Source organism: Bacillus sp. ISL-57, from assembly GCF_018613135.1.
Taxonomy (GTDB): domain Bacteria; phylum Bacillota; class Bacilli; order Bacillales; family DSM-1321; genus Peribacillus; species Peribacillus frigoritolerans.
Genome location: NZ_JAGGQV010000012.1, coordinates 295,812 through 317,237, shown reverse-complemented (window position 1 = coordinate 317,237; position 21,426 = coordinate 295,812). Strand labels below are relative to the sequence as shown.

Annotated in this window: 25 protein-coding genes; 7 read left to right on the top strand and 18 right to left on the bottom strand. The window is 42.1% G+C overall.

The annotated features are described in order from the left end of the window. Positions 1–150: 150 nt before the first annotated feature. A complete protein-coding gene (locus J7I90_RS18190) occupies positions 151–552 on the top strand; it encodes an SET domain-containing protein (protein ID WP_034310428.1) in 402 nt (133 codons plus the stop codon). Positions 553–985: 433 nt separating this feature from the next. Here J7I90_RS18190 and J7I90_RS18185 read toward each other — a convergent pair whose 3' ends face one another. Further along, the gene (locus tag J7I90_RS18185; RefSeq protein WP_034310424.1) at positions 986–1,174 is read right to left on the bottom strand and encodes a hypothetical protein; all 189 of its coding nucleotides are present in this window, start codon (positions 1,172–1,174) and stop codon (positions 986–988) included. 91 nt (positions 1,175–1,265) lie between these two features. Continuing rightward, complete coding sequence (gene nagZ / locus J7I90_RS18180; RefSeq protein ID WP_214773157.1) at positions 1,266–2,501, bottom strand: beta-N-acetylhexosaminidase; 1,236 nt, start codon at positions 2,499–2,501, stop codon at positions 1,266–1,268. A 167-nt stretch (positions 2,502–2,668) separates the two neighbouring features. Between nagZ and J7I90_RS18175 the strand changes: the two genes are divergently transcribed. Further along, on the top strand, positions 2,669–3,022 hold the full coding sequence (locus J7I90_RS18175) for a hypothetical protein (RefSeq protein WP_214773156.1): 354 nt from the start codon (positions 2,669–2,671) through the stop codon (positions 3,020–3,022). Positions 3,023–3,087: 65 nt separating this feature from the next. Here the strand turns inward: J7I90_RS18175 and J7I90_RS18170 are convergent, their stop codons facing one another. After that, positions 3,088–3,870, bottom strand: coding sequence for a TrmB family transcriptional regulator (locus tag J7I90_RS18170; RefSeq protein WP_214773155.1), 783 nt, complete (start codon positions 3,868–3,870; stop codon positions 3,088–3,090). Positions 3,871–4,087: 217 nt separating this feature from the next. On the opposite strand from J7I90_RS18170, the gene J7I90_RS18165 reads away from it, so the two are divergent. Both J7I90_RS18165 and J7I90_RS18160 read left to right on the top strand, forming a co-directional pair. Next, positions 4,088–4,858: a sulfite exporter TauE/SafE family protein gene (locus J7I90_RS18165; RefSeq protein ID WP_214773154.1), complete on the top strand. Its 771-nt coding sequence runs from the start codon at positions 4,088–4,090 to the stop codon at positions 4,856–4,858. Positions 4,859–4,965: 107 nt separating this feature from the next. After that, a complete protein-coding gene (locus J7I90_RS18160) occupies positions 4,966–5,904 on the top strand; it encodes an oxidoreductase (protein WP_214773153.1) in 939 nt (312 codons plus the stop codon). A gap of 70 nt (positions 5,905–5,974) precedes the next feature. On the opposite strand, the gene J7I90_RS18155 is transcribed toward J7I90_RS18160, so the two are convergent. Next, positions 5,975–6,415, bottom strand: coding sequence for a peptidylprolyl isomerase (locus tag J7I90_RS18155; RefSeq protein ID WP_053536682.1), 441 nt, complete (start codon positions 6,413–6,415; stop codon positions 5,975–5,977). Between the two features lie 162 nt (positions 6,416–6,577). Here J7I90_RS18155 and J7I90_RS18150 point away from each other — a divergent pair, with 162 nt between their 5' ends. Then, on the top strand, positions 6,578–7,570 hold the full coding sequence (locus tag J7I90_RS18150) for an NADPH:quinone oxidoreductase family protein (protein ID WP_214773152.1): 993 nt from the start codon (positions 6,578–6,580) through the stop codon (positions 7,568–7,570). A gap of 37 nt (positions 7,571–7,607) precedes the next feature. Here J7I90_RS18150 and J7I90_RS18145 read toward each other — a convergent pair whose 3' ends face one another. The 3 genes from J7I90_RS18145 to J7I90_RS18135 form a co-directional block, all read right to left on the bottom strand. Next, a complete protein-coding gene (locus J7I90_RS18145; RefSeq protein WP_214773151.1) occupies positions 7,608–9,074 on the bottom strand; it encodes a PAS domain-containing sensor histidine kinase in 1,467 nt (488 codons plus the stop codon). Positions 9,075–9,220: 146 nt separating this feature from the next. Beyond that, positions 9,221–9,649: a cell wall hydrolase gene (locus J7I90_RS18140; RefSeq protein WP_096339263.1), complete on the bottom strand. Its 429-nt coding sequence runs from the start codon at positions 9,647–9,649 to the stop codon at positions 9,221–9,223. A 223-nt stretch (positions 9,650–9,872) separates the two neighbouring features. Next, a complete protein-coding gene (locus tag J7I90_RS18135; protein ID WP_034310405.1) occupies positions 9,873–10,142 on the bottom strand; it encodes a DUF1292 domain-containing protein in 270 nt (89 codons plus the stop codon). Positions 10,143–10,438: 296 nt separating this feature from the next. Between J7I90_RS18135 and J7I90_RS18130 the strand changes: the two genes are divergently transcribed. Both J7I90_RS18130 and J7I90_RS18125 read left to right on the top strand, forming a co-directional pair. Beyond that, on the top strand, positions 10,439–10,843 hold the full coding sequence (locus J7I90_RS18130; protein WP_214773150.1) for a VOC family protein: 405 nt from the start codon (positions 10,439–10,441) through the stop codon (positions 10,841–10,843). A 178-nt stretch (positions 10,844–11,021) separates the two neighbouring features. Continuing rightward, positions 11,022–12,671, top strand: coding sequence for an alkaline phosphatase (locus tag J7I90_RS18125; RefSeq protein ID WP_311381016.1), 1,650 nt, complete (start codon positions 11,022–11,024; stop codon positions 12,669–12,671). Positions 12,672–12,945: 274 nt separating this feature from the next. On the opposite strand, the gene J7I90_RS18120 is transcribed toward J7I90_RS18125, so the two are convergent. The 11 genes from J7I90_RS18120 to J7I90_RS18070 all read right to left on the bottom strand — a co-directional run bounded on the left by J7I90_RS18120 (position 12,946) and on the right by J7I90_RS18070 (position 21,315). Continuing rightward, positions 12,946–13,290, bottom strand: coding sequence for a hypothetical protein (locus J7I90_RS18120; protein ID WP_214773149.1), 345 nt, complete (start codon positions 13,288–13,290; stop codon positions 12,946–12,948). 563 nt (positions 13,291–13,853) lie between these two features. Then, a complete protein-coding gene (rpsN, locus tag J7I90_RS18115; RefSeq protein WP_214773148.1) occupies positions 13,854–14,123 on the bottom strand; it encodes a 30S ribosomal protein S14 in 270 nt (89 codons plus the stop codon). Positions 14,124–14,421: 298 nt separating this feature from the next. Beyond that, positions 14,422–14,571, bottom strand: coding sequence for a 50S ribosomal protein L33 (rpmG, locus tag J7I90_RS18110; protein WP_214773147.1), 150 nt, complete (start codon positions 14,569–14,571; stop codon positions 14,422–14,424). Positions 14,572–14,593: 22 nt separating this feature from the next. Further along, a complete protein-coding gene (locus J7I90_RS18105) occupies positions 14,594–15,787 on the bottom strand; it encodes a GTP-binding protein (protein WP_285289445.1) in 1,194 nt (397 codons plus the stop codon). 403 nt (positions 15,788–16,190) lie between these two features. Then, positions 16,191–16,361 (bottom strand): hypothetical protein, encoded by a 171-nt coding sequence (locus J7I90_RS18100; RefSeq protein WP_214773146.1) that lies wholly within the window; start codon positions 16,359–16,361, stop codon positions 16,191–16,193. Positions 16,362–16,515: 154 nt separating this feature from the next. After that, positions 16,516–16,896 (bottom strand): nucleotide excision repair endonuclease, encoded by a 381-nt coding sequence (locus J7I90_RS18095; protein ID WP_214773199.1) that lies wholly within the window; start codon positions 16,894–16,896, stop codon positions 16,516–16,518. Between the two features lie 200 nt (positions 16,897–17,096). Further along, complete coding sequence (locus J7I90_RS18090; RefSeq protein ID WP_072272311.1) at positions 17,097–17,249, bottom strand: YpzG family protein; 153 nt, start codon at positions 17,247–17,249, stop codon at positions 17,097–17,099. 103 nt (positions 17,250–17,352) lie between these two features. Further along, on the bottom strand, positions 17,353–18,000 hold the full coding sequence (locus J7I90_RS18085) for a DUF4352 domain-containing protein (RefSeq protein ID WP_214773145.1): 648 nt from the start codon (positions 17,998–18,000) through the stop codon (positions 17,353–17,355). A 20-nt stretch (positions 18,001–18,020) separates the two neighbouring features. After that, on the bottom strand, positions 18,021–19,388 hold the full coding sequence (locus tag J7I90_RS18080; protein WP_214773144.1) for an alkaline phosphatase: 1,368 nt from the start codon (positions 19,386–19,388) through the stop codon (positions 18,021–18,023). Positions 19,389–19,793: 405 nt separating this feature from the next. Then, on the bottom strand, positions 19,794–20,954 hold the full coding sequence (purT, locus tag J7I90_RS18075) for a phosphoribosylglycinamide formyltransferase 2 (RefSeq protein WP_214773143.1): 1,161 nt from the start codon (positions 20,952–20,954) through the stop codon (positions 19,794–19,796). A 142-nt stretch (positions 20,955–21,096) separates the two neighbouring features. Further along, entirely contained in the window at positions 21,097–21,315 is a 219-nt protein-coding gene (locus J7I90_RS18070) for a hypothetical protein (RefSeq protein WP_214773142.1), read from the bottom strand. Between the last annotated feature and the right edge of the window lie 111 nt (positions 21,316–21,426).

The following is a 21,426-nucleotide window of genomic DNA, read 5'->3' as shown; positions in this document are numbered from 1 at the left end:
CCGTCCTACGGTACAGGTGGAGCCTCAATAAAAACAAACTGATTCTTTTACTGAAAATGATTAATTCCGTAAAATAGTTGCTTTTCTTCTTATTAACTGTCAAGCTTAGATGATCTGGACTATATTGAATAGAACAAGTAGGTGACGAACATGATTGAAGTTAAAACTTCCACACTCAGTGATGGCGAGTTCAATAGAGGCGTATTCGCAACACGAGATATTAAAAAAGGTGAGCTTTTGCATGAGGCACCTGTCATTGCATATCCGAACGAGGAGCATGTTTTCATTGAGAAGACATTGCTGGCTGATTATGCGTTTGAATATGGAATTAACCATACTGCCATGCTTTTAGGCTATGGCATGCTGTTTAATCATTCTTATACACCCAACGCTACGTATGACATAAACTTCAAGAATCATACGTTTGATTTCTTTGCTTACACCGACATAAAAGCAGGAGAAGAAATCCTGATTAATTATAATGGTGAAGTCGATAATGAGGACCCGCTTTGGTTCAATAAAGAAAATGACGGTGAAGATGAAGCTGAATGATCATTGATCCTTCATGAAAGCACTTGTACTTCTGAATGCCTATCCATGGTCTTCGAAAGAAACGAGTGCTTTTCCTTTTTCCTTTCACCAGCTTGAAGGTTTCACGGTGATTTTAAATCGTATTAGTTGTTTTAAGAGAATATTAAGCAATAAAAAAGCCCCAATAAGAAAACTTTGGGGTCAATTTGATTTCGGAATGCTCGCACCCCGAACCATGATTTTAAACTTGATTATCTCGCATGGAACCCTTTCTAGATTGAAGAAATTTGCGACTGGCTAGACGAGACCCCACAGACGCTTGCGTCGAGGAGGCTTGTCAGACAGTCGGCGGAAAGGGAGCGAATTCTTCAATCAGCGGGAACTAAAAACTGGTACTTCTCTAATTTGTCTATAGTTTGACCCCATTAAGAATAACTAATGGGGTCAATTTGCTTTAACGTACGGAAGGGTTACTTGATTTTGTTTTGGTTATTGATTGGAATTGGCTCTTCACTTTATCAATGGTTTCCGGGGTGGCCAGAGATCTTATTTGACTCATGGTTTTTTCACGGGTTTTCTTATTGCGCATTAAAAATGCGGCTGCTCCTATCAGGACGGTTCCAAGCATTTTGTTTGATGGCATGTTAGTTTCCTCCTTCAAGTTAGTCCTATATAGTGTTCCCTCTATGGGCTGAATTAAACAAAAACATCCTTTGGAGAGAGCGGTTTCGCGTTTATTCATCCCCGCTCAGGCTTTCGATGAACTTTATGCTTTGGGGATTTTTCACGACTTTTCCCGCTTGATCCGGGTCAGCTTTCGCTTGCTTCATGTTGTTAAGTTTATATGTCAGCACTCTTTTCACTGACTCGTTAATTCTATCCATTGGAACTTCCCCTGCTTTTACTGCTTGCAGTAACCCGTTATATACCTCAAGCTCATGGGAATATTCATGACAGACAAGCAAAAGGTCAGCTCCTGCGAGGATTGCCTGCTTCCCTATCTCATCATAGGAGAAATACTTGTTCACAGCCCCCATTTCCAAATCGTCGGTAACGACAAGACCCTCATATTTGAGCTTCCCCCGAAGCAGGTCTTCTATGATGATTTTAGAAAGGCTTGCTGGTTTTTCTTTATCATAGGCCGGATATTTAATGTGGGTCACCATCACGAAAAACTTTTGGTTATCCATTTCACTTATGATTTGCTTGAAGGGATAGATATCCGAATTTTCCAGATCCAGTTGGTTGGCCTCCACGGATGAAGTTTCGACATGCGGATCGATTTCGCTGCGTCCGTTGCCGGGAAAGTGCTTCAATGCACCCGTTATCGATACATCATTCAAGCCTTGAATGGCTTTCTTTCCGTATTGATAGACCTTTTCCGGATCTTGCCCCAATGAACGTTTATCCGTTTTTGATAGATCAAGTACAGGGGCAAAATTTATGTTAATCCCCATGGATCCCAGTTCTGTCCCATTCAATCTGGCCACCTTGTACATGTCTTCAATAGAGGCATTTTTACCAAGATCCTGTTGTGCTGGGAGGGGCGATACCCTTTCCTTCATCCTGATGATGTCCCCGCCTTCCTGATCGATGGCCACCATCAACGGAAGCGAATGTGCACTTTGATTGGCCGTTTGCTGGAGCGAGTTGGATAACCGGGCCACTTGTTTAGGTGATTTCATATTGCGGTCAAAATAAATGACGCCCCCTATATGTTTTTGTTCGATGAGTTCGGTAATTTCATCGCTCTTTTCAGTTCCCTTGAAACCGACCATCATAAGCTGTCCGATTTTTTCTTCAAGCGTCATACTATTCAGCAATTTTTCTATTCTCTCATGCTTATCTGCATCAGCGCCTTTCCCTTTTTCCGCTCTGGAATTGCCATCCATATTCATCTGAATGAACACGGCTGAAAAAGCGAGGATTGCGATGAAAAGCAGGCCCATAAATATTTTTTTATTCCTCATTCTTTGACCTTCTGTCCTTTCTTGATTCCCATTTTATTGATTTTGTCGCACACTTCTTAATCATGTTCATAAAGTGACGATTCTATATCATCATTGCCGATTTTTTGCATAAACCATTAACCGCGTATAATACTACATACATAGCCTAATTCAAAGGAGATGCACCCATGAACGGAATCTTGAAGAACATTGCCGGCACTTTCAGTCATGCAGTCGATTATGCAAAAGAAAAAATAACAGCCATTACAGGAACAACTTCTGTTACGATAGCTGAATTGAGTGAGCACATCATCAATCAGCCCGAAACAAAACTAATCAGGAAAAACCTTTTAGGGATACCTTTTTCCTTTTATCATTTACAAAAAGAAGACGTTACGTACTATTTGGAAATGAAAAGCTCACAGGTTCTCCAGTTGGATGTTCAAGCGCATAATCATACGATTGTGTCTTACAGGTCTTATCGAGATAAATCCAGCTTGCCCACGGCCATTAAATTTCCTAAAACCCTTTTATCCGAATGACTCCGTTACAAAAATAAAAAAGCTGATATCCCCTGCATATGGGGTTATCAGCTTTTTTTCAAATCTTATAGGGAGAAAAAACGGTCTCTTTCACTTGAAATCCATTTCTCGGCATCTTCTTCATCCTTTTTAACCAAGCGGTTAACGAGGATATCATGCCAAATGTAATTTTCGAGAAAATTGATATGAATGGGATCATCTGTGTAGAACGCCGTTTCTCTCGTTTCGGGCGAAGGGCCGTAAATCGTCTCCTTGCCATCAATGGATAAGATGAACCATTTGTTTTCCCCGATATTTTCCACATAGCTTGTTTGGCGATGTTTATCTATACCTGATAATGGTTTTTCAACCTGAAATGCAATCCCCTTGAGCGTGCAATGCGCGGCGGCTCCTATTAGCTCTTGTTCAAGTTTTCCATACATCTCGTCCCACAGGGAAACCACCACCCTTTTCTCGGCTTTGTGAATCAAGGTACGGCAGAAGGAAAGGATGTGCCCTTCAACTTTAAGCGTCATTACACGATTGTCGGACTTCGGTTCGTTTTTCTCGAATTGCTTTAATGTATGGCTGATGGATTGATAGGTATTGTCCCATTTTGATTGAACCGATTCCAAAAAAACATCGACTGGCAGCGGTGAATATTTTATCGAGTCATTGATCTCCTCTTTTAAGACGATTCCTTCTTCTTGCAGGCCATTTAATATTTCATAGATGCGTGCCCTTGGAATCCCTGACTCCTTGCTTACTTGATAGGCACTGGTTGGGCCTTGGCGAACCAAAGAAACATAAGCCTTTGCTTCATATTGACTAAACCCGAGAGACTGTAGTTTTTGAATGATATCTTGCATAGTACCTCCTAGTGCTTTTAGTAAGTTATATGCCTATCATACCAAATCTCTTATCGAAATCTATTCGATATCAAACAGTATGACTCAAATATTCTTATTTACAGGACGGTCCACATTAGTTACTATCTAAATAGTGACTAATATAAAAAAACGTGGTTTATGGCTTCAGCAAAACAAGCATTTCAGCCATAATGCCATTGATACGGAGGCTTCTTGGATGGAAGATATACATATTTCGACACTTTTGCTGCTGATGTTTTTTGGATTTTTGGCAGCATTCATTGATTCCGTGGTCGGCGGCGGCGGCCTGATCTCGATACCCGCTTTATTATTTTCAGGACTTTCCCCGTCAGCAGCGATCGCTACGAATAAGTTAGCAAGTTCCATGGGGTCTTTAACAAGCACCATTGCCTTCATTCGCTCAGGTAAGGTTGATTTCAAATTGGTTTCAAAACTTTTCCCATTGATTTTCATAGGTTCCCTGCTGGGAGCTTGGGTTGTCAATTTCGTCTCGCCTGAATTATTAAAGCCAATGATCTTGGTTCTATTAATAGCTATTGCCATTTATACCTTTTTTAAAAAGGACTGGGGCCAGAAGTCGACTTACCATACACTCACATGGCAAAAGGCTGCACTATTTGCGTTCGCTATATTTGCCATTGGTTTTTATGATGGCTTTTTAGGCGCTGGAACGGGATCCTTCATTTTGTTTGCCTTTTTAATGATTGGCTTTGATTTTTTGCACTCTGCAGGAAATGCCAAATTTTTGAACTTTGGAAGTAATTTGGCGGCACTGATCATGTTCATATTCCTTGATATCGTCAACTTTTCCTACGGAATCCCAATGGGGATCTCCATGATAGCAGGAGCGTTAGCCGGTTCTAAATTTGCCATTAAGAAAGGAGTGGCATATGTAAGAGTATTATTTATCATCGTGACCGTCATTTTGATCGTGAAAAATATAATGGATTACTTAATGGGCGGCTAAACTTTTAAAAAAATAGACGACAGCACACTGTTCCCCGCACAGAATGTGACATATAGGAATTATTTGGGTATATGATAGGTAAAGACTGTGTGGAAAGGTGTGATTGGATGATTGAAAAGTGGAATGGCGAAGAAATGGCAGATGTATCGGGGCAAACCATTGTGATTACTGGTGCAAATAGCGGGCTTGGCTTCGAAACGGCTTTTGCACTGGCCGGTAAGGGGGCAGAGATCATCCTTGGGGTCCGGAATGCTTCAAAGGGTGAAAAGGCGGTCGATAGAATCTTATCGGTCCACCCAAAGGCTAATGTACGTGTGATGGAGCTGGATTTAAGTGATTTGAGCAGCATTCGGCATTTTGCCGCTTCCTTTCAGGAAAACTATGAATCTCTCTCCGTCCTCATCAATAACGCAGGTGTGATGATTCCGCCCTACAGTAGGACGAAGGATGGCTTCGAGCTGCAATTCGGCTGCAATCACCTCGGTCATTTCGCTTTGACAGGCCTACTTCTTCCGTGTATCCTTTCTACGCCAAAATCGCGTGTGGTCACATTGAGCAGCTTGGCCGCCATCAATGGATATATAGACTTCGAAAATCTAAATGGTGAAAACGGTTATAAACCAATGAAATACTATGGGCAAAGCAAGCTGGCCAATCTGCTCTTCGCCCGCGAATTACAAAATAAATTCAACCAGCATGGCGCAACCCCGATCAGTCTTGCCTGTCATCCGGGCCTTTCCCATACTAATCTCATGTCCCGCGGTTCTGGCAAACCCATAAATAAATTCGTGCACTTTCTTTCCAAAACCATTACCCAGCCGGCAAGTATGGGAGCATTGCCTACTCTTTATGCCGCAACGGAACCTTCATTGACAGGCGGGGAGTATATCGGACCCGATGGAAAGAAGGGAAGAAAAGGTTTTCCCAGAAAAGACGAGATCATCGACACCTTATATAATGAAGAAACATCGAAAAGATTATGGGATATTTCAGAAACTTTGACAAGGGTCAACTATCGTTTCACTGAAAGCATCACACCTAAATGACTTTATATAATTTCGCTCATGAACAGCGCAAAAAAAAGAGGGAGCATAATGCCCCCTCTTTTCGCTTCCATCATTCAGCGTCAAAAACTTCGACTTTTTCCATTTTGTCGCCATTTTTCATAGCTTTGGCTGTTTCAAGTCCAGATGTCACTTTACCGAATACTGTGTGAACACCGTTAAGATGCGGTTGTGGTTCATGCACGATAAAGAATTGGCTTGAGCCTGTGTCTTTTCCGGCATGTGCCATAGATAGGCTGCCTGCCTCATGTTTATGAGGGTTTCCTACTGTTTCACATTTGATTTGCGTTCCGCTTCCGCCTGCGCCTGTACCTGTTGGATCTCCGCCTTGGCTTACGAAACCAGGGATTACACGGTGAAAGACTACGCCATTATAAAATCCTGTGTTTGCCAAGTTTTCGAAGTTAGCCACTGTGTTAGGTGCTTCGTTCGGGAAAAGGTCGAATTCGATTTTTTCCCCATTTTCCATAAGTATGTATCCTTTTTTAGCCATGTTAAACATCTCCTTTAATATGAACTGAATCAAATCTAATAGTACCATTTTTAGAAGCAGAAAGAAAAGGAAGCGCTACTTATTTCGAATTGTATCATTATACATTCTTCTATTTTTTCTTTTATAATGGGGTAGATTCATTATTATAAGGGGGAACGAACCATGATTCAGCAATTTGATGCATTAGTCGTGAATAAGCAAGATGATCAATTCACCGTTAACATTCAGCAGCTATCACTTGATGATCTACCTCAAGGCGAAGTGCTCATCCGTGTCCATTATTCCGGTGTGAACTATAAAGATAGCCTTGCTTCTATTCCAAATGGAAACATTGTCAGCAGCTATCCGATCGTTCCGGGAATTGATATGGCTGGTGTTGTCATTTCATCTGAGGATTCCCGCTTTAAAGAAGGAGACGATGTCATTGCGACCTCCTACGGAATTGGCGTTTCCCAATCAGGGGGCTATAGTCAATTTGCCCGTGTTCCTGCAGAGTGGGTCGTCCCGCTTCCTGATGGCCTAACAATGAAAGAGGCGATGATCATCGGAACGGCCGGTTTCACTGCAGCACTATCGGTACTGCGGCTGGAAGAAAATAACCTCACACCTGAGCAAGGGAGCGTTCTTGTCACTGGTGCAACTGGCGGGGTCGGCAGTTTTGCCGTCTCGATCCTTTCCAAACTTGGCTATTCCGTTGAGGCTAGTACAGGAAAGGAATCGGAACATGGATATTTGAAGGCAATCGGTGCGGCGACCATTGTATCGCGTGAAGATGTATATGATGGCAAGCTGCGGGCTCTGGGCAAACAGAAGTGGAGCGGGGCGGTAGATCCCGTCGGCGGTGAACCGTTAGCTTCGGTCCTTAGTCAAATCAAGTATGGCGGAGCTGTGGCGGTCAGCGGATTGACAGCCGGGACAAGCCTTCCTGCCACCGTCTTTCCATTCATCCTAAGAGGTATTAATCTACTTGGGATCGATTCGGTCAATTGCCCGATGGATACAAGATTGAAAGTTTGGCATCGCCTTGCCACCGACTTTAAACTGGAGGATTTGGAACAGCTCGTTCAACAGGAAATTACACTTGAGGAATTGCCTGACGTCCTTCCTACCCTACTAAAAGGGGAAGCAAGAGGCAGGACGATCGTTAAACTTTGAACCAAAAAGTGACGAGAGCATGGCTTCTCGTCACTTTTCATTGTGAACTTTCATTGATAGGGAGACTGATATCTACAATCGTCCCTTCTCCCACTTCGCTGGTGAAATGAATTTCCCCATTATGTTCATGGATGATTTTGGTGCTGACCATGAGCCCGAACCCTGTTCCTTTTTCAGATGTGCTATAAAAAGGCTGCCCTAGATGCTTCATGCGCTCATTTGAAATTCCGCAGCCTTGATCAATGAACCGGATCATCGCAGAGTCACCTTCATGGTTTAACTGTATATGAAGTTTGCCGCCATTCGGCATGGCTTCTATCGCATTATTGACGACATTCGTGAATACTTGTTTTAACTGATTCGGTTCGCCAAAGACAGATGCCGAATCCGTATTATATGCCTTGATGATTTCGACATCATTCAATATCGCTTGAAACTCGGCTAACGTAACCACACTGTCCAATATCTCATTAAGCTGAATGAATTCACAAACCTTCGCTTCAGGCTCTGCTAAACTTAAAAACTCATTGGCCAGGATTTCGATTTTTTCAACTTCACTGACCGTCATTTCAAGATAGTCCTTTTGCTCAGGGTCTTCCCTTAATAATTGCAAAAACCCTTTGACCGTAGTTAATGGATTTCTTATTTCATGTGCGATGCCTGCAGCCATCTGTCCTACCGCCGATAACATATTGGATTTACAGAGCAGCTCTTCGGTCTTTTTACGCTCTGTAATATCCCTACAGAATACCTGTATGGCTGGTTGCCCATTATAAATAATCGGAAGACCGAGTGTTTCACCATAAAATTCTTGTCCGTCAAGCCGAATGAACTTTTGTTCCAGTAAACCGACCGCCTGATGATCGTCCCTCATGATTTCGATTCTTTTTTGTACACTTTCCCGGGACTCCAGGTGGACGAACTGAAAAACCGATTTACCGATAATATCTTCCACACTATCCATCCCAAGCATTTTTGCCCCCATGGGATTCATATACTCGATGATCCCATTGCGATGTACAAAAATCGCTTCAGGTGACACCTCCACTAAACTGCGATACCTTTGTTCACTTTCCTTCAAGGCAGCTTCAGCAAGTTTTTGATTCGTAATATCCCGATAAACGAAAACCAATGCGCACGGCTCATTTTCATTATCGCGGATATTAAACAGGGAGATGCTTACATCGATTAACTGGCCATCCTTCCTTAACCTGACCGTTTCAAAGCCTTTCTTTTGTACCCCAGCCTTAATTTGGTCATGCAATTCATTGACTGACTCCTTCAAGAAATCAGGAATAATTGGAAACGGCATGCCAATGAGCTCATCATTCGTCCATCCAAAAAACTCTTCAAAAGCTGCATTCACCTGAAGGGTCTTTCCTTCCAGATCAACAATGGAAATGGCGTCCGGGTTGTTCTCCATGAAAGACTTGAATTTCCCCGTACTATCCTCCGGCTGTTCTCCCATTTGCCCTTGTCCATAATCAATAAGCTTTTTACTCATCAATTTTTTATTCCTTTCTTATCCGGAAATTTACAGTCTCAATTTTACAGTATCAGTAAATCATTTGCCAGTTTTATCATATGTTTTATACAAGTTAAGGATTGATGCACAAAGAGGCTAAACCCCCGTATGGTTCAGCCTGTTCCTTAAAATGTATTATAAATATTCGGGCATTCTGTACCTGTTGGTTCATAAAAGCAATGGAGCTTGAAACGCCCAACCAGGGGCTGATTATACCAGGTTGCCGGACAATCTCCCTGTGGCCTGAAGTACCATAGGCTAAATTTCGAGGGCCATATCCTTTCACCATTTACACTTCGGCGTGCAAGTCTTTTTTCCCTGTCCCTTGCCCGCTGATAAAAATACCCCTTCTGTACAGCTTCAAAGGCATGCTCCTGATAGATCATGTCTGGAATCGTCCTCAGCCCTTTGAAATCGGAACAATTCGATCTAATCCGATTGATCCCTACATTACCGATCATCAACATGCCCTGATCACCTTCGCCCTCGCCTTCCGCCCTAAGCAATCTTGCCAATAAGGCTATATCGGCATCAGTGTGCTTTACAACGGCCATTCCATCACCTCCACTTTTTTTATCCTATGCCTATGAGATGGAAAAATACTCCGTTTATTAACAAAATCTTCATACGGTGTACACGTCCTATCAATAATACAACCCTATACTTAAGTAAGGCTGGATAGCACGCGTGGCTATCATGGTATTTGGCGAAGGCGGGGCCGGTACTTTCCTTATACATATAAAAAAGGCGGCACACATTGTGCCGTCTTTTATCTTGTCATTCTTTCGCTTCAAATGCCGCTTCAAACGCCAATGATACCTTTTCGAATTCCTCATCCGATTCAATATCGAGCAGTTCACCTTCGCCTTCGACCCTGAAAAAGAAAATATCGATATCTTCATCCGTATCCTCTTCAATATCTTCAAGCAAGCCTACTGCTACATATTCCGTTCCTTCTACATCCAATGAACCTAAAACCTCAACTTCATGGCCTTCATCACTGTCATCAGTAAGAGTGAAAACTTCACCTTCACGAATTTTTCCCATACTACCTCTCCTCTCCTATCCATTAATAATGGAGTTGTTTCCATAGTATATCGGCTATTCCATTTAGAAACAAATTTTTGCCCTGGAAAATGATGAATTCATTTATTCCCAAGAAAAGAATCTATCAAGAGATACTACGGAAGAAAAGTATTATCCCAATTTGTCACCTTTTTAACATTTACCATTTTTTATCCTTTATTACCATCATTTTAAAAAAATATCTAAAAACGGCTATAAAAAAGTAATTCAATTCCGAATAATCTTATATATGCTTTAGCAAGTTGCATCCGGATTTAATGAAGGAGGAAGATTTCTTGGCTGTAAAAAGGGTCGATCACATTGGCGTTGTTGTAAAAGATCTCGAAAAGTCCATCGCCTTTTATCAAGATGTGCTGGATTTGAAATTAAAGGAACGCATGATTCATACTAATGGAGTGATCGAACTGGCATTCCTCGGTTACGAAGAGTCGGACGAAACAGAAATAGAATTGATTCAGGGATATAGCGACACCCTTCCCTCCGAAGCAACGATCCACCATTTTGCCATTACCGTGGATGATATCGAAGAAGAATATGCCCGGATCAAAAGCTTGGATAACACCGAACTGATTGATGAAGAGATCGTCACCCTTCCGAATGGTTATCGTTATTTCTACGTATATGGGCCGGAAAAAGAGTGGATTGAATTTTTCCAAAGGTAAAAACCATCCTAAAAAGGCAGAGTCTTATAGACTTCTGCTTTTTTTAACGTTCACTCTGCAAGTGGCTTCTTCAAACAAAATTTACAGATAAAAATCCTTTCTTTACTTACATGAAGTAATTTCTTAATATACTGCATTTATCCTAAATGTAATCATATTTTTGGAGGTATGCATTTTGGTGAAAGTGAGCAAAAAGGTAGCTGGATTTACTTTAGCGGGCGCGGTGGCCATATCATCACTTGGTATTTCAACAATGAAGGAAGATGTTCAGGCTAAAGACAAGAAAAAAGAACCAACCAACGTCATCATGATGGTGATGGATGGAACAAGCACAGGAGCCACAACCCTTTCAAGGTGGTATAAAGGCGATAATCTAGCCATGGACGAAATGCTGTCTGGCGGCATGCGTACATACTCGGCTGAATCGGCGATCACCGACTCCGCTCCTGCAGCAACAGCGCTTGCGACAGGAAATAAATCAAATGATAAATTTGTCGGTGTCCTGCCAACCATCGTCAATTCTCCAGGGCTCGATCCGGTTAATCCGAAAAATGCCCATAAACCAGTCGCTAACGTTTTGGAGGGTGCGAAACAAGCTGGAAAGGCTACTGGCATCATTTCTACATCTGAAATCCAGCATGCTACACCTGCCGGCTTCTCCGCTCACGTGACACATCGAAGCAATTATGGTGATATTGCGGAACAGCAGGTTTATCAGGGGATTGACGTCGTTTTGGGAGGGGGCAAAGAATCCCTTTTACCAGGTAAAACAAAAAATGCAAGAATTGATGGAGAAAACCTTTTGGAAGTGCTCGATGAAGACAAATATGATTTTGTTGAAACCCGTGACGAGCTGTTAAAATCCAAATCGAATAAAATTTGGGGAAGCTTTGCACCTAGCGCCCTGGCATATGATTTAGATCGTAAAACAACAAAGCCAAGTGAACCCACTTTAGCTGAAATGACCAATAAAGCCCTTAAAACCTTGAAAAAAGATAAAGATGGCTTCTTCTTATTTGTTGAAGGAAGCAAGATTGACTGGGCTGCTCACGGAAACGACACGATCGGAATGATTAGTGATACTTTAGCTTTTGATGATGCCGTGAACGAAGCCCTTACGTTTGCAAAAAATGACGGAAACACGATGGTCATTGCTGTAACGGACCATGGGAACAGCGGAATTACAATGGGTAACGTAAACACGAACTCCTCCTACCCGGAAACACCCGTATCAGCTTATATCGATCCATTAAAGAAAGCGAAAATGACTGTTGAAGGGGCCTTAAGTAAGCTAAAACCAGATCATTCCAATCTGAAAGAAGTTGCAGCACTGTATGGACTGGATAATCTGACTTCTGAAGAAACAGCAAAACTTACCTCTTCTAAAAACGTAGGTGCTGAAATGACAAAGCTGCTTGCTAACCGTGCCAACATTGGCTTTACAACGGGCGGTCATACAGGGGAAGACGTATTCCTGTATTCTTATGGCCCTTCAAAACCGACTGGATTGGTGGAGAATACAGACCTCGCTAAAAAAATGGCCGAATTCATGGGCTTTGATTTACAAAAATTATCGAACAAACTATACATGAATGCCAAAGATTCCTTTGAGAAAAAAGGATATTCAACCCGCATTGATGTTACAGACCCGAATAACCCGGTTTTCGTAGCGAAAAAGGGGCAGCAAAAAGTGGAGTTGCCTGCAAATAAGAATATCGTTATCAGCAAGACTCCTAAATCCACTAAACAAAAAGAAATTAATGCGATCACCGTTTACAACGGAAAAGACTTCTATATATCCGAACAAGCATTAAAGGCAGTCAAGTAAGCAACACTTTTGAAAGAAGGAGCCCTTGTTTTTAACAAGGGCTCCTCAGACTGTAAACAAGTTATTTAAAGTCCCAGTTGATTTCAGATTCCGCTCCCTTTCCGCCGACTGTCTGCCAAGCCTCCTCACTGCAAGCGCCTGTGGGGTCTCGGCTAGCCAGTTTTTCGGCAGGAGTGTCGCAAATTTCTTCAATCTTATGGGGATTACAGGTGAAAAACTTAAAGGATAAACTAGTCTTAAATATAAGTTGGGATGAGACAGCCCTCAGTTTTTTCTAGAAAACATTCCAGTTGATTTCAGAAATCCGCTCCCTTTCCGCCGACTGTCTGCCAAGCCTCCTCGGCGCAAGCGCCTGTGGGGTCTCGGCTAACCAGTTTTTCGGCAGGAGTGTCGCAAATTTCTTCAATCTTATGAGGATTACAGGTGAAAAACTTAAAGGATAAACTAGTCTTAAATATAAGTTGGGATGAGACCAGCTTACTGTTTTTCCTAGAAACATTCCAGCTAATATCTGATTTTGCTCCCTTTCCGCCGACTGCCTTCCATGCCTTATCAACGCAAGCAGCTGTGGGGTCTCGACTAGCCAGTTTTCCGGCAGGAGTGTCGCAAATTTCTTCAATCTTATGGGGATTACAGGTGAAAAACTTAAAGGATAAACTAGTCTTAAATATAAGTTGGGATGAGACAGCCCTCAGTTTTTTCTAGAAAACATTCCAGTTGATTTCAGAAATCCGCTCCCTTTCCGCCGACTGTCTGCCAAGCCTCCTCGGCGCATGCGCCTGTGGGGTCTCGGCTAACCAGTTTTTCGGCAGGAGTGTCGCAAATTTCTTCAATCTAATGAGGATTACAGGTGAAAAACTTAAAGGATAAACTGGTCTTAAATATAAGTTGGGATGAGACCAGCTTACTGTTTTTTCCAGAAACATTCCAGCTAATATCTGATTTTGCTCCCTTTCCGCCGACTGTCTGCCAAGCCTCCTCACCGCAAGCGCCTGTGGGATCTCGGCTAGCCAGTTTTTCGGCAGGAGTGTTGCAAATATTCTTCAATCTAATGAGGTTTCGTCCGTATAAACAAGCACTACAATGCCCCTTATTCGGACTCCATCCCCCTTTTGTCGCCAAACTGATGGGCCCTTTTTTAACAATGGCCCTTTTCTTATGAATGATTCTGAACTCCCCGCTTCACCAGCTTGACTTTTTGACACCCGGCAGTTGCCCTTTATGAGCAAGGTCCCTAAAAACGATACGCGACATGTTGAATTTGCGCATATATCCACGGGGCCTCCCCGTTACTCCACAACGATTGTGAACCCTTGTAGGCGAGGAATCACGAGGGAGTTTGGCCAATGCGGCATAATCCCCTTTCTCCTTCAATTCCTTTCTAAGTTCTGCATACTTTTCGACCATTGCCAACTGTTTTTGCGCTTTTATCACCTTGGATTTTTTCGCCATTTATATTCTCCTTTTTTAAGATCTTGAATGTATGAAAAATCTATAAACTATTCACGATTCGTTCCGATGCCTGTCTTGCTCCCGATATATTCCTGGATATCCGTCCCATTTCAAGTTCATCCAATGCACCCGTGACATATAAACCAGGTCCCCACTGCAGCGACTGCGATACAGTTGGATAACCACATTCCGCGCAGCGTAAATCATGCGACAGGATGACTGGCGTCAGCCAATCTTCCCTCCTTTTACATCCATTCTCTCTTGTTAAAACATAATCATTACGATTTAAACCTTAAAATTACTTCGTTTCACGGTGGAGCGTGTGTTTCTTCAATCGCGGGCAGTACTTTTTCAATTCGATCCTGTCCGTATTATTCCGCTTGTTTTTCGTCGTAATATAATTTCGGTCCCCTGTTTCTGTGCATGCTAACGTAATGTTTACTCTCATTTCTATTTCCTCCTAAAGTTTTTTAATGAACGATTTCCGTAAATGCAGGCAATCGATCTTCATAAAGAGACCAATCCTGCTGCATCTCCATTTCCGTCAATAAGCATTGATCCAATTCATTTTCGATTTCCTGTTGATTCATTTGAATGCCAATCATCACAAGCTCCGTCATCCTGTCACCGTAAACTGCATTCCACCGTTCCAATAATTCAGGTGCTTCCATTAAAATTTGGCGCTGTTCTTCCTCAGGGTAAGCTGCAATCCATTTACCGGCTGCTTGTAAAGTCAATGACGGTCCTGCCTGCGAAAGCAAGCCTGCCGTATCATTTCTCGATGCCAGCCAAAGGAATCCCTTCGACCTCACCACTTGTACGGGCCAGTTCTCCAACCACTCCATCAGCCGTTCTGGATGAAAGGGTATTCCCCTCCTGTAAACAAAGGAAGAAATCCCATACTCCAAGGTCTCCGGGATATGCTCTTCATTCAATTCCTTTATCCAGCCGGCTCCTTGGCTTGCCTCTTCAAAATCAAATAAATGTGTATTCAATACATCCTTTAGCGGCACCTTGGAATGGTCTGTTTCGATAATTCTCGCATCGGCATTCATTTTATGTAGAACCGCCTTCAATTCCGCAACGGAATCAGCATCCATCAGATCGACCTTATTTAATAGGATGACATTGGCGAACTCTATCTGATCTATTAATAGATCGACCACTTCCCTGCCATCCGCAGCATCAGTTGCCTGCATCCTGTCAATAAGCGTTTCTCCGGAAGTGAAGTCTTGCCAAAAATTATACCCATCAACAACGGTAACCATCGTATCAAGCCGGCAAGATTTCGATAAATCAATTCCCATGCTTTCATCAACATAGCAGAAGGTTTGGGCTACAGGGACCGGTTCGCTTATCCCAGTCGATTCAATCACGATGTAATCAATGTCCCCTTGTTTCGCCAATCTCTCCACTTCAATCATCAAATCCTCACGAAGCGTACAGCAAATGCAGCCATTCTGCATTTCCACCAGTTTTTCATCCGTCCGGGTAAACCCTCCCTGTTTGACCAGCGAAGCATCAATATTGATTTCACTCATATCATTAACGATGACGGCAACCTTCAGATCATCCCGATTCTCAAGAATATGATTCAAAAGCGTCGTCTTTCCCGCACCAAGGTATCCACTCAATACCGTAACCGGAATTTTCTTCATCTCCATCCCATACCACTCCTTTACCTAATTTCTTTGCTGCAATTAAATCAAAATCATTACGATTTAAATATCAAAGCAATCTCCATATAAAAACACTCTCTAATAATAAAACGTAATCATTACTATTTGCAAGTTTTTTTCAAAATTGCTTACGAATACTTCTCCTGAACCCATGTAACCACGCTTGCACCGACAAACGGATAAACGAAAGGGGCTGACATTAAAACAATAAAATTAAATGGAAGCCCAATCACACATTACATCATGTGCAAGGAACCTCCATTGCAGTTTAATCTTTTTAATGTACTTCTATATTTACAAACAGCTGCTCATTAACAACGTTTCATTATCCAATACATTTTTCTTTTTCTTTGTTGCTAATCGAGGAAAAAATTATTGGCCATTGTGCTTATTCCGCCATTTCCCACCCTGAAGATGTTGCTGTCTTTTGTTCAAAAGTTTCAATCTCTCTCTTTTTCGCCAGCTTAGAAGCTTGTGATACGGACCAAGTTAAATTCCCAAAGGCAATCACTGTCCCGATCGAGATAACTAACACCTTTTTACAAAGTATTTTCTTCAATAGCTTCCTCCCGAGAATGTATTGGAATACTCTAAATATAAACCAACATTGTTAACCTAACATGTAGCTGCTGTAAATGTACGAAATTATTTTTGTACATATGTAAACATAAAAAAGCTGAGTGCATATGCAGTCAGCTTTTCATAGGTGTTTCTTATTTATAAAACACTTTATCGACGTTGTATTTAGCATGAAGTTTATTGATCATGTACGTTTCATAGATTTCACGTTCCATAGCATCTTCAACTAAAATAATGTCAATTTTCTTGACTTCATTACGATGCTCTTTAAGCGGAGATACGTTATCCTCGAAATGCTTCTTGACCCTTGGTCTTAATTTACGTGCTTTACCGACAAAAATCAGCTCATCGTTTTCATTGTAAAACAAGATGATGCCGCCTTTATCACGGGGAATCAAATGAAAATCGATAAACCCGTAAATTTCAGGAATGACAGGCTCGTCTCCTTCAATCACTTGCTTTCTTTGTTTGATGCTTATATCCGCTGCAGGGATTTCAATTTTAATCATTACAATTCACGTCCTCTATTTGTATAAGGTGAAACTTTCAATCGGAATCAAAATACGGTTTCACGGAAGCTAATCACTATAATCTTAAAGGTAAATGGTATCATAATTATGAATGAAAAGCCATGTATGCCTTGATTAGTTTAAGATGATTCTAAATATAAAGAAGAAGACCCGCTGGGAGCCTCCTTCTTTATCGGAAATATCCGTTACCACCTGTGAGCCTTTGCATTGCTTCTTAGTATAATGTTTGTTTGCGATTCTTGCGTATGGCCATTAACTTGAGATTTTGAACGCTTAGGTCTTGTCCAATTATGGTGAAACTTTTGAGAATGTGGATCTAATTGATCTTTATAACTCATTCTGTGTCACCTCATCATTAGGATTTGGATATTCCGTTCAGTGATAGTAATCCCCATCACTTGTTCTAGTATTTTATTTTTCCAAGGCAATTATACATATCCTTTAAAAAGTGAATTCAGCTGACTTGCCTTTTGCAAGGACTTTCCCTTCGTCATCCACCGCATCACTTGACATGACGGATATGCCTTTTATGTTTCCATCATTTAGAATGAAACCAATGTTTCCGCTTTTTGAACCGTTTCCTTCTATTTCACCAGTAAGTTCTTCCAAATAGATCTCATCTTCCCATGTCAGATGTTCTCCTCTGTCCGTTTCAAGGAAAGCAACTGGCGAAAACTTAATTTTTGTATCCGAATTGTTTTTGATTTCCACGTTCACTTTTACGATATCGAAATCTTCATCATGCGTATAGCCGTGGAAGAAATCGATCATACTGTAATCCGGAGTGGCATGCATCACTTTCATTTCTTTGACTTTAACCTCGATCGGGCCAACATTCAACGTTTCATTCACTTTTTTATAGGCCTTCAAAGTTAATTCGCCTTTGGCATCGGAAACGTTCTGTCCGATCTTGTTCAAGTATATATCATCAGGAAGCTGCGGATTCGGAACATAGACATCCCTTTTTTCCAGTGGTCGTGCAATTTCCTCTGTTTTTTCTTTAGCTGTCGTTTCTTCTTCGTAAGCTGGTTGGGTATTAAGAGCACCAAATGCCGTTAATAACAGGGCACCAATCATCAGTCTGTTCATTGAATCCCTCCCTAAAGTCATTATTTCTTTAATAGCTCAAAAATGATTTTGGCTTGATCCGTGTTATCGACCTGCCCGGCAAAACGTTCTTTATATGGCCCGTATGCGTAGACCGGAACATCTTCACCCGTATGTCCCCCAGTAGTCCAGGCAGTATTGGTCCGGTTATCGAATATGGCTTCGATGGCATTATCGACATTCGTCACATTTTTTGATTTGGCAGCTTCAGTTACCGTTTTGATTTCACCGTCAGTCAGCTTCACTACATTCTGGTTAATATACTGCTTTAACGTCTTTTCGACATCAGCGCCTTTGACGATGGCATCCGCCATGAAGTCAGGAGTGCGCTTGGCTGCCTTGATTGGCTCACCGTACCAGTTATATATTCCTTTTGCTCCGATCGAGAATCCTCCTGTAGAGTGATCCGCAGTAGCCACCACTAAGGTATGTTTGTCTTTCTTCGCAAATTCAATGGCCGCTTTGTATGCTTTTTCAAAGTCTTCCATTTCACTCATTGCACCTACGATATCATTATCATGTCCTGCCCAATCGACCTGGCTTCCCTCGACCATAAGGAAGAATCCATCTTTATCTTTATTCAAGCGCTGGATCGCCGAACTTGTCATGTCTGCCAAAGAAGGCGTTTCACTTGGGCGGTCAATCATTTTCGGAAGTCCTTCAGAAGCGAATAAACCAAGGACCTGCTCATTTTTGTCCTTTTGCATTTGATTTTTATCCGTCACATAACTGTAACCGTCTTTTTCGAAGGCTTTCGCCAAATTGACATCAGGCCGGACAAAATTGGACTTCCCTCCGCCCAATAGGACGTCAATTTTATGTTTACCTTTGATTAATTCGTTATAATAATCGTCTGCGATTGAATTCATGTTTTTCCGATTTTCATCATGGGCGCCAAAAGATGCAGGCGTAGCATGAGTGATTTCCGAAGTGGCAACCAATCCCGTCGCTTTTCCTTTTTCCTTTGCTGCTTCCAATACGGTTTTGACTTCGGATTTATCATTATCCACTGCAATGGCAGCGTTATAAGTTTTCACTCCTGCAGACATTGCCGTAGCGGCTGAAGCTGAATCCGTTATATTCTGTGCAGAGTCTTCCGGGTAAGTCATCTGCTGGCCAACCAAGTATTTATCAAACTCTGTCCGTTCTGCCACCTTCGTACCAGGATTATCTTTTAAATACCGGTAAGCGGAGGTATAGGAAACTCCCATGCCGTCACCGATAAGGAAAATGACGTTCTTGATTTCCGGTTCTTTATTTGGGTTCCCCTTTGCCGAAACTCGATCCGCACCGGACCATGATAAACTTCCAAATGCCAATGCAGAAACGAGCGTGATGGGTAAAACCTTTTTACTCCAAGTGCGATTCAAATGAATGACCTCCCGTTAATGTTTTCTATTTAATTTAACTATAGGTGAAGAAAATGAACTCAATGTCAAGGCTATGTAAAAAAGCGACAGGATAATTGTTAAGACAAAGTAAAGACAGCATGTGGAATTGGTTATTCATAGCAACCATCAGTATCTGGGGTATATTACAGGCCATTTTGCGTCTTCAAATCGGGTGGTTGTCAGGAGTTTAATGTGCTATTAATGGAGTAAAGAAATAAAGCATCCGAATTAGGATGCTTCATAGTCAGACAGCAGACAAAGTCAAAGAAAGTGAGTTTACCTACATTTTTTTTATAAAACGTTTCAGTTGAACCTTTTGCCAAGCCTTCAGTCGTTTTCAGAAATCCGCTTCCTCTTGTCCGACAATCTGAAGCGCTTTTTTCACTATTCTTTCCCTACAACTAAACATTCCAAAGCACGGGCCGCATTCACTCTCGCAACCTCGATGGAATCGGCAGACGACAGGGCGACCGCAACCCTTCTACCTGCCTTTGTAACAGGTTTTCCGAAAAGACGCACTTGTGTATCAGGTAAAGCCAAAGCCTGTTCAACACCGACTATTGAATATTCCGACAACTCATCTTGCGCTTTTAATGGACGGCTGGCACCCGGACTGATCAGCTTGATTTCCGGGATGGGGAATCCTAGAATGGCCCGAATATGGAGGGCAAACTCGGACAAATTCTGAGTCACCAATGTCACTAGCCCCGTATCGTGCGGACGTGGGGAAACTTCACTGAAATAGACTTTATCCCCTGAGAGGAACAGCTCTACCCCGAATAATCCGTACCCGCCAAGTTCATCCGTAATGGCATGGGCAATTCTTTTCGCTTCCATTATTTGTGCTTCTGTCATATTATGCGGCTGCCAGGATTCAATATAATCCCCGCCCTGCTGAATGTGACCGATGGGAGCACAAAACATGGTACCATTTACGGCCCTGACAGTAAGCAGCGTGATTTCCGAATCAAAACGGATAAATTCTTCAATGATCACCCGTCCATTTTGAACCCGGCCGCCTTCCATCGCGGTTTTCCAGCAATCCTCCAGGTCACCTTCCGTACGGCACACACTTTGCCCTTTACCTGAAGAACTCATCAGTGGTTTTACGACATTGGGAAATCCAACTTCCTTGGCAGCTTGGACAAATTCTTCATAAGTGTTTGCGAATTTGTAGGCTGCTGTCGGAATCTCCAGAGTTTCAGAAGCAAGCCTCCTGATCCCTTCACGATCCATCGTCAATTTTGCGGCTCTTGCTGTCGGAATGACATGAAAGCCTTCCTCTTCCAACTTGACTAATTCGGATGTGGCGATGGCTTCTATTTCCGGTACAATCAAATCGGGGTGTTCTTTTTCTACAACTTCCCTTAGTTGTTCCGCGTCCAGCATATCGATCACATAACTGCGATGAGCGACTTGCATGGCAGGGGCATGTTCATAGCGGTCTACAGCAACGGTCTCCACACCAAGTCGCTGAGCTTCCAGTATGACCTCTTTCCCCAATTCACCCGAGCCTAATAATAAAATCTTTTTCGATTTATACATTCAGTCTCTCCTCCTTAATTCCTCAAAAACATTATATACGAACTATAAACGAATAAACATAAATATTTATTCGTATTTACACTTAGTATTACTTTTATAAATATAAATACAGCTATTGATTTAAGTTTTTTAAAAAAACACCTCATAAGCTGACCCGTTCACTGGATCCTCCCCATTCAACATTGATTACGGTGAAATTCACTCCGCAAAGAATCGAATCCCCATTATCTTCTGCTGAAATGAAGCAAATGTCGAAATTTGCATTACGATAATTTTTGAAAATGTAAGCGCTTTCTATTATAATGAAATTAGGTTGGATGGCATGCGTGGCCGTCACAGTATCTGGCGTAGGTGGGGCCAATACTAGCGCTAAGGAAGGTAAACTTCTTTAACGTAAAACTATTAGATTTCCTTTTGGTAGGGGCTGCAAAATCACCGAGGCATGGAAAATGCCCGTTCATTTCAAGTTGAA

Excerpts from the sequence above, each read along its gene's own strand:
- J7I90_RS18190 (WP_034310428.1), top strand. The coding sequence starts at position 151 with ATGATTGAAGTTAAAACTTCCACACTCAGTGATGGCGAGTTCAATAGA.
- J7I90_RS18185 (WP_034310424.1), bottom strand. The coding sequence starts at position 1,174 with ATGCCATCAAACAAAATGCTTGGAACCGTCCTGATAGGAGCAGCCGCA.
- nagZ (WP_214773157.1), bottom strand. The coding sequence starts at position 2,501 with ATGAGGAATAAAAAAATATTTATGGGCCTGCTTTTCATCGCAATCCTC.
- J7I90_RS18175 (WP_214773156.1), top strand. The coding sequence starts at position 2,669 with ATGAACGGAATCTTGAAGAACATTGCCGGCACTTTCAGTCATGCAGTC.
- J7I90_RS18170 (WP_214773155.1), bottom strand. The coding sequence starts at position 3,870 with ATGCAAGATATCATTCAAAAACTACAGTCTCTCGGGTTTAGTCAATAT.
- J7I90_RS18165 (WP_214773154.1), top strand. The coding sequence starts at position 4,088 with ATGGAAGATATACATATTTCGACACTTTTGCTGCTGATGTTTTTTGGA.
- J7I90_RS18160 (WP_214773153.1), top strand. The coding sequence starts at position 4,966 with ATGATTGAAAAGTGGAATGGCGAAGAAATGGCAGATGTATCGGGGCAA.
- J7I90_RS18155 (WP_053536682.1), bottom strand. The coding sequence starts at position 6,415 with ATGGCTAAAAAAGGATACATACTTATGGAAAATGGGGAAAAAATCGAA.
- J7I90_RS18150 (WP_214773152.1), top strand. The coding sequence starts at position 6,578 with ATGATTCAGCAATTTGATGCATTAGTCGTGAATAAGCAAGATGATCAA.
- J7I90_RS18145 (WP_214773151.1), bottom strand. The coding sequence starts at position 9,074 with ATGAGTAAAAAGCTTATTGATTATGGACAAGGGCAAATGGGAGAACAG.
- J7I90_RS18140 (WP_096339263.1), bottom strand. The coding sequence starts at position 9,649 with ATGGCCGTTGTAAAGCACACTGATGCCGATATAGCCTTATTGGCAAGA.
- J7I90_RS18135 (WP_034310405.1), bottom strand. The coding sequence starts at position 10,142 with ATGGGAAAAATTCGTGAAGGTGAAGTTTTCACTCTTACTGATGACAGT.
- J7I90_RS18130 (WP_214773150.1), top strand. The coding sequence starts at position 10,439 with ATGAAGGAGGAAGATTTCTTGGCTGTAAAAAGGGTCGATCACATTGGC.
- rpsN (WP_214773148.1), bottom strand. The coding sequence starts at position 14,123 with ATGGCGAAAAAATCCAAGGTGATAAAAGCGCAAAAACAGTTGGCAATG.
- rpmG (WP_214773147.1), bottom strand. The coding sequence starts at position 14,571 with ATGAGAGTAAACATTACGTTAGCATGCACAGAAACAGGGGACCGAAAT.
- J7I90_RS18105 (WP_285289445.1), bottom strand. The coding sequence starts at position 15,787 with ATGGAGATGAAGAAAATTCCGGTTACGGTATTGAGTGGATACCTTGGT.
- J7I90_RS18090 (WP_072272311.1), bottom strand. The coding sequence starts at position 17,249 with ATGAGTTATAAAGATCAATTAGATCCACATTCTCAAAAGTTTCACCAT.
- J7I90_RS18085 (WP_214773145.1), bottom strand. The coding sequence starts at position 18,000 with ATGAACAGACTGATGATTGGTGCCCTGTTATTAACGGCATTTGGTGCT.
- purT (WP_214773143.1), bottom strand. The coding sequence starts at position 20,954 with ATGTATAAATCGAAAAAGATTTTATTATTAGGCTCGGGTGAATTGGGG.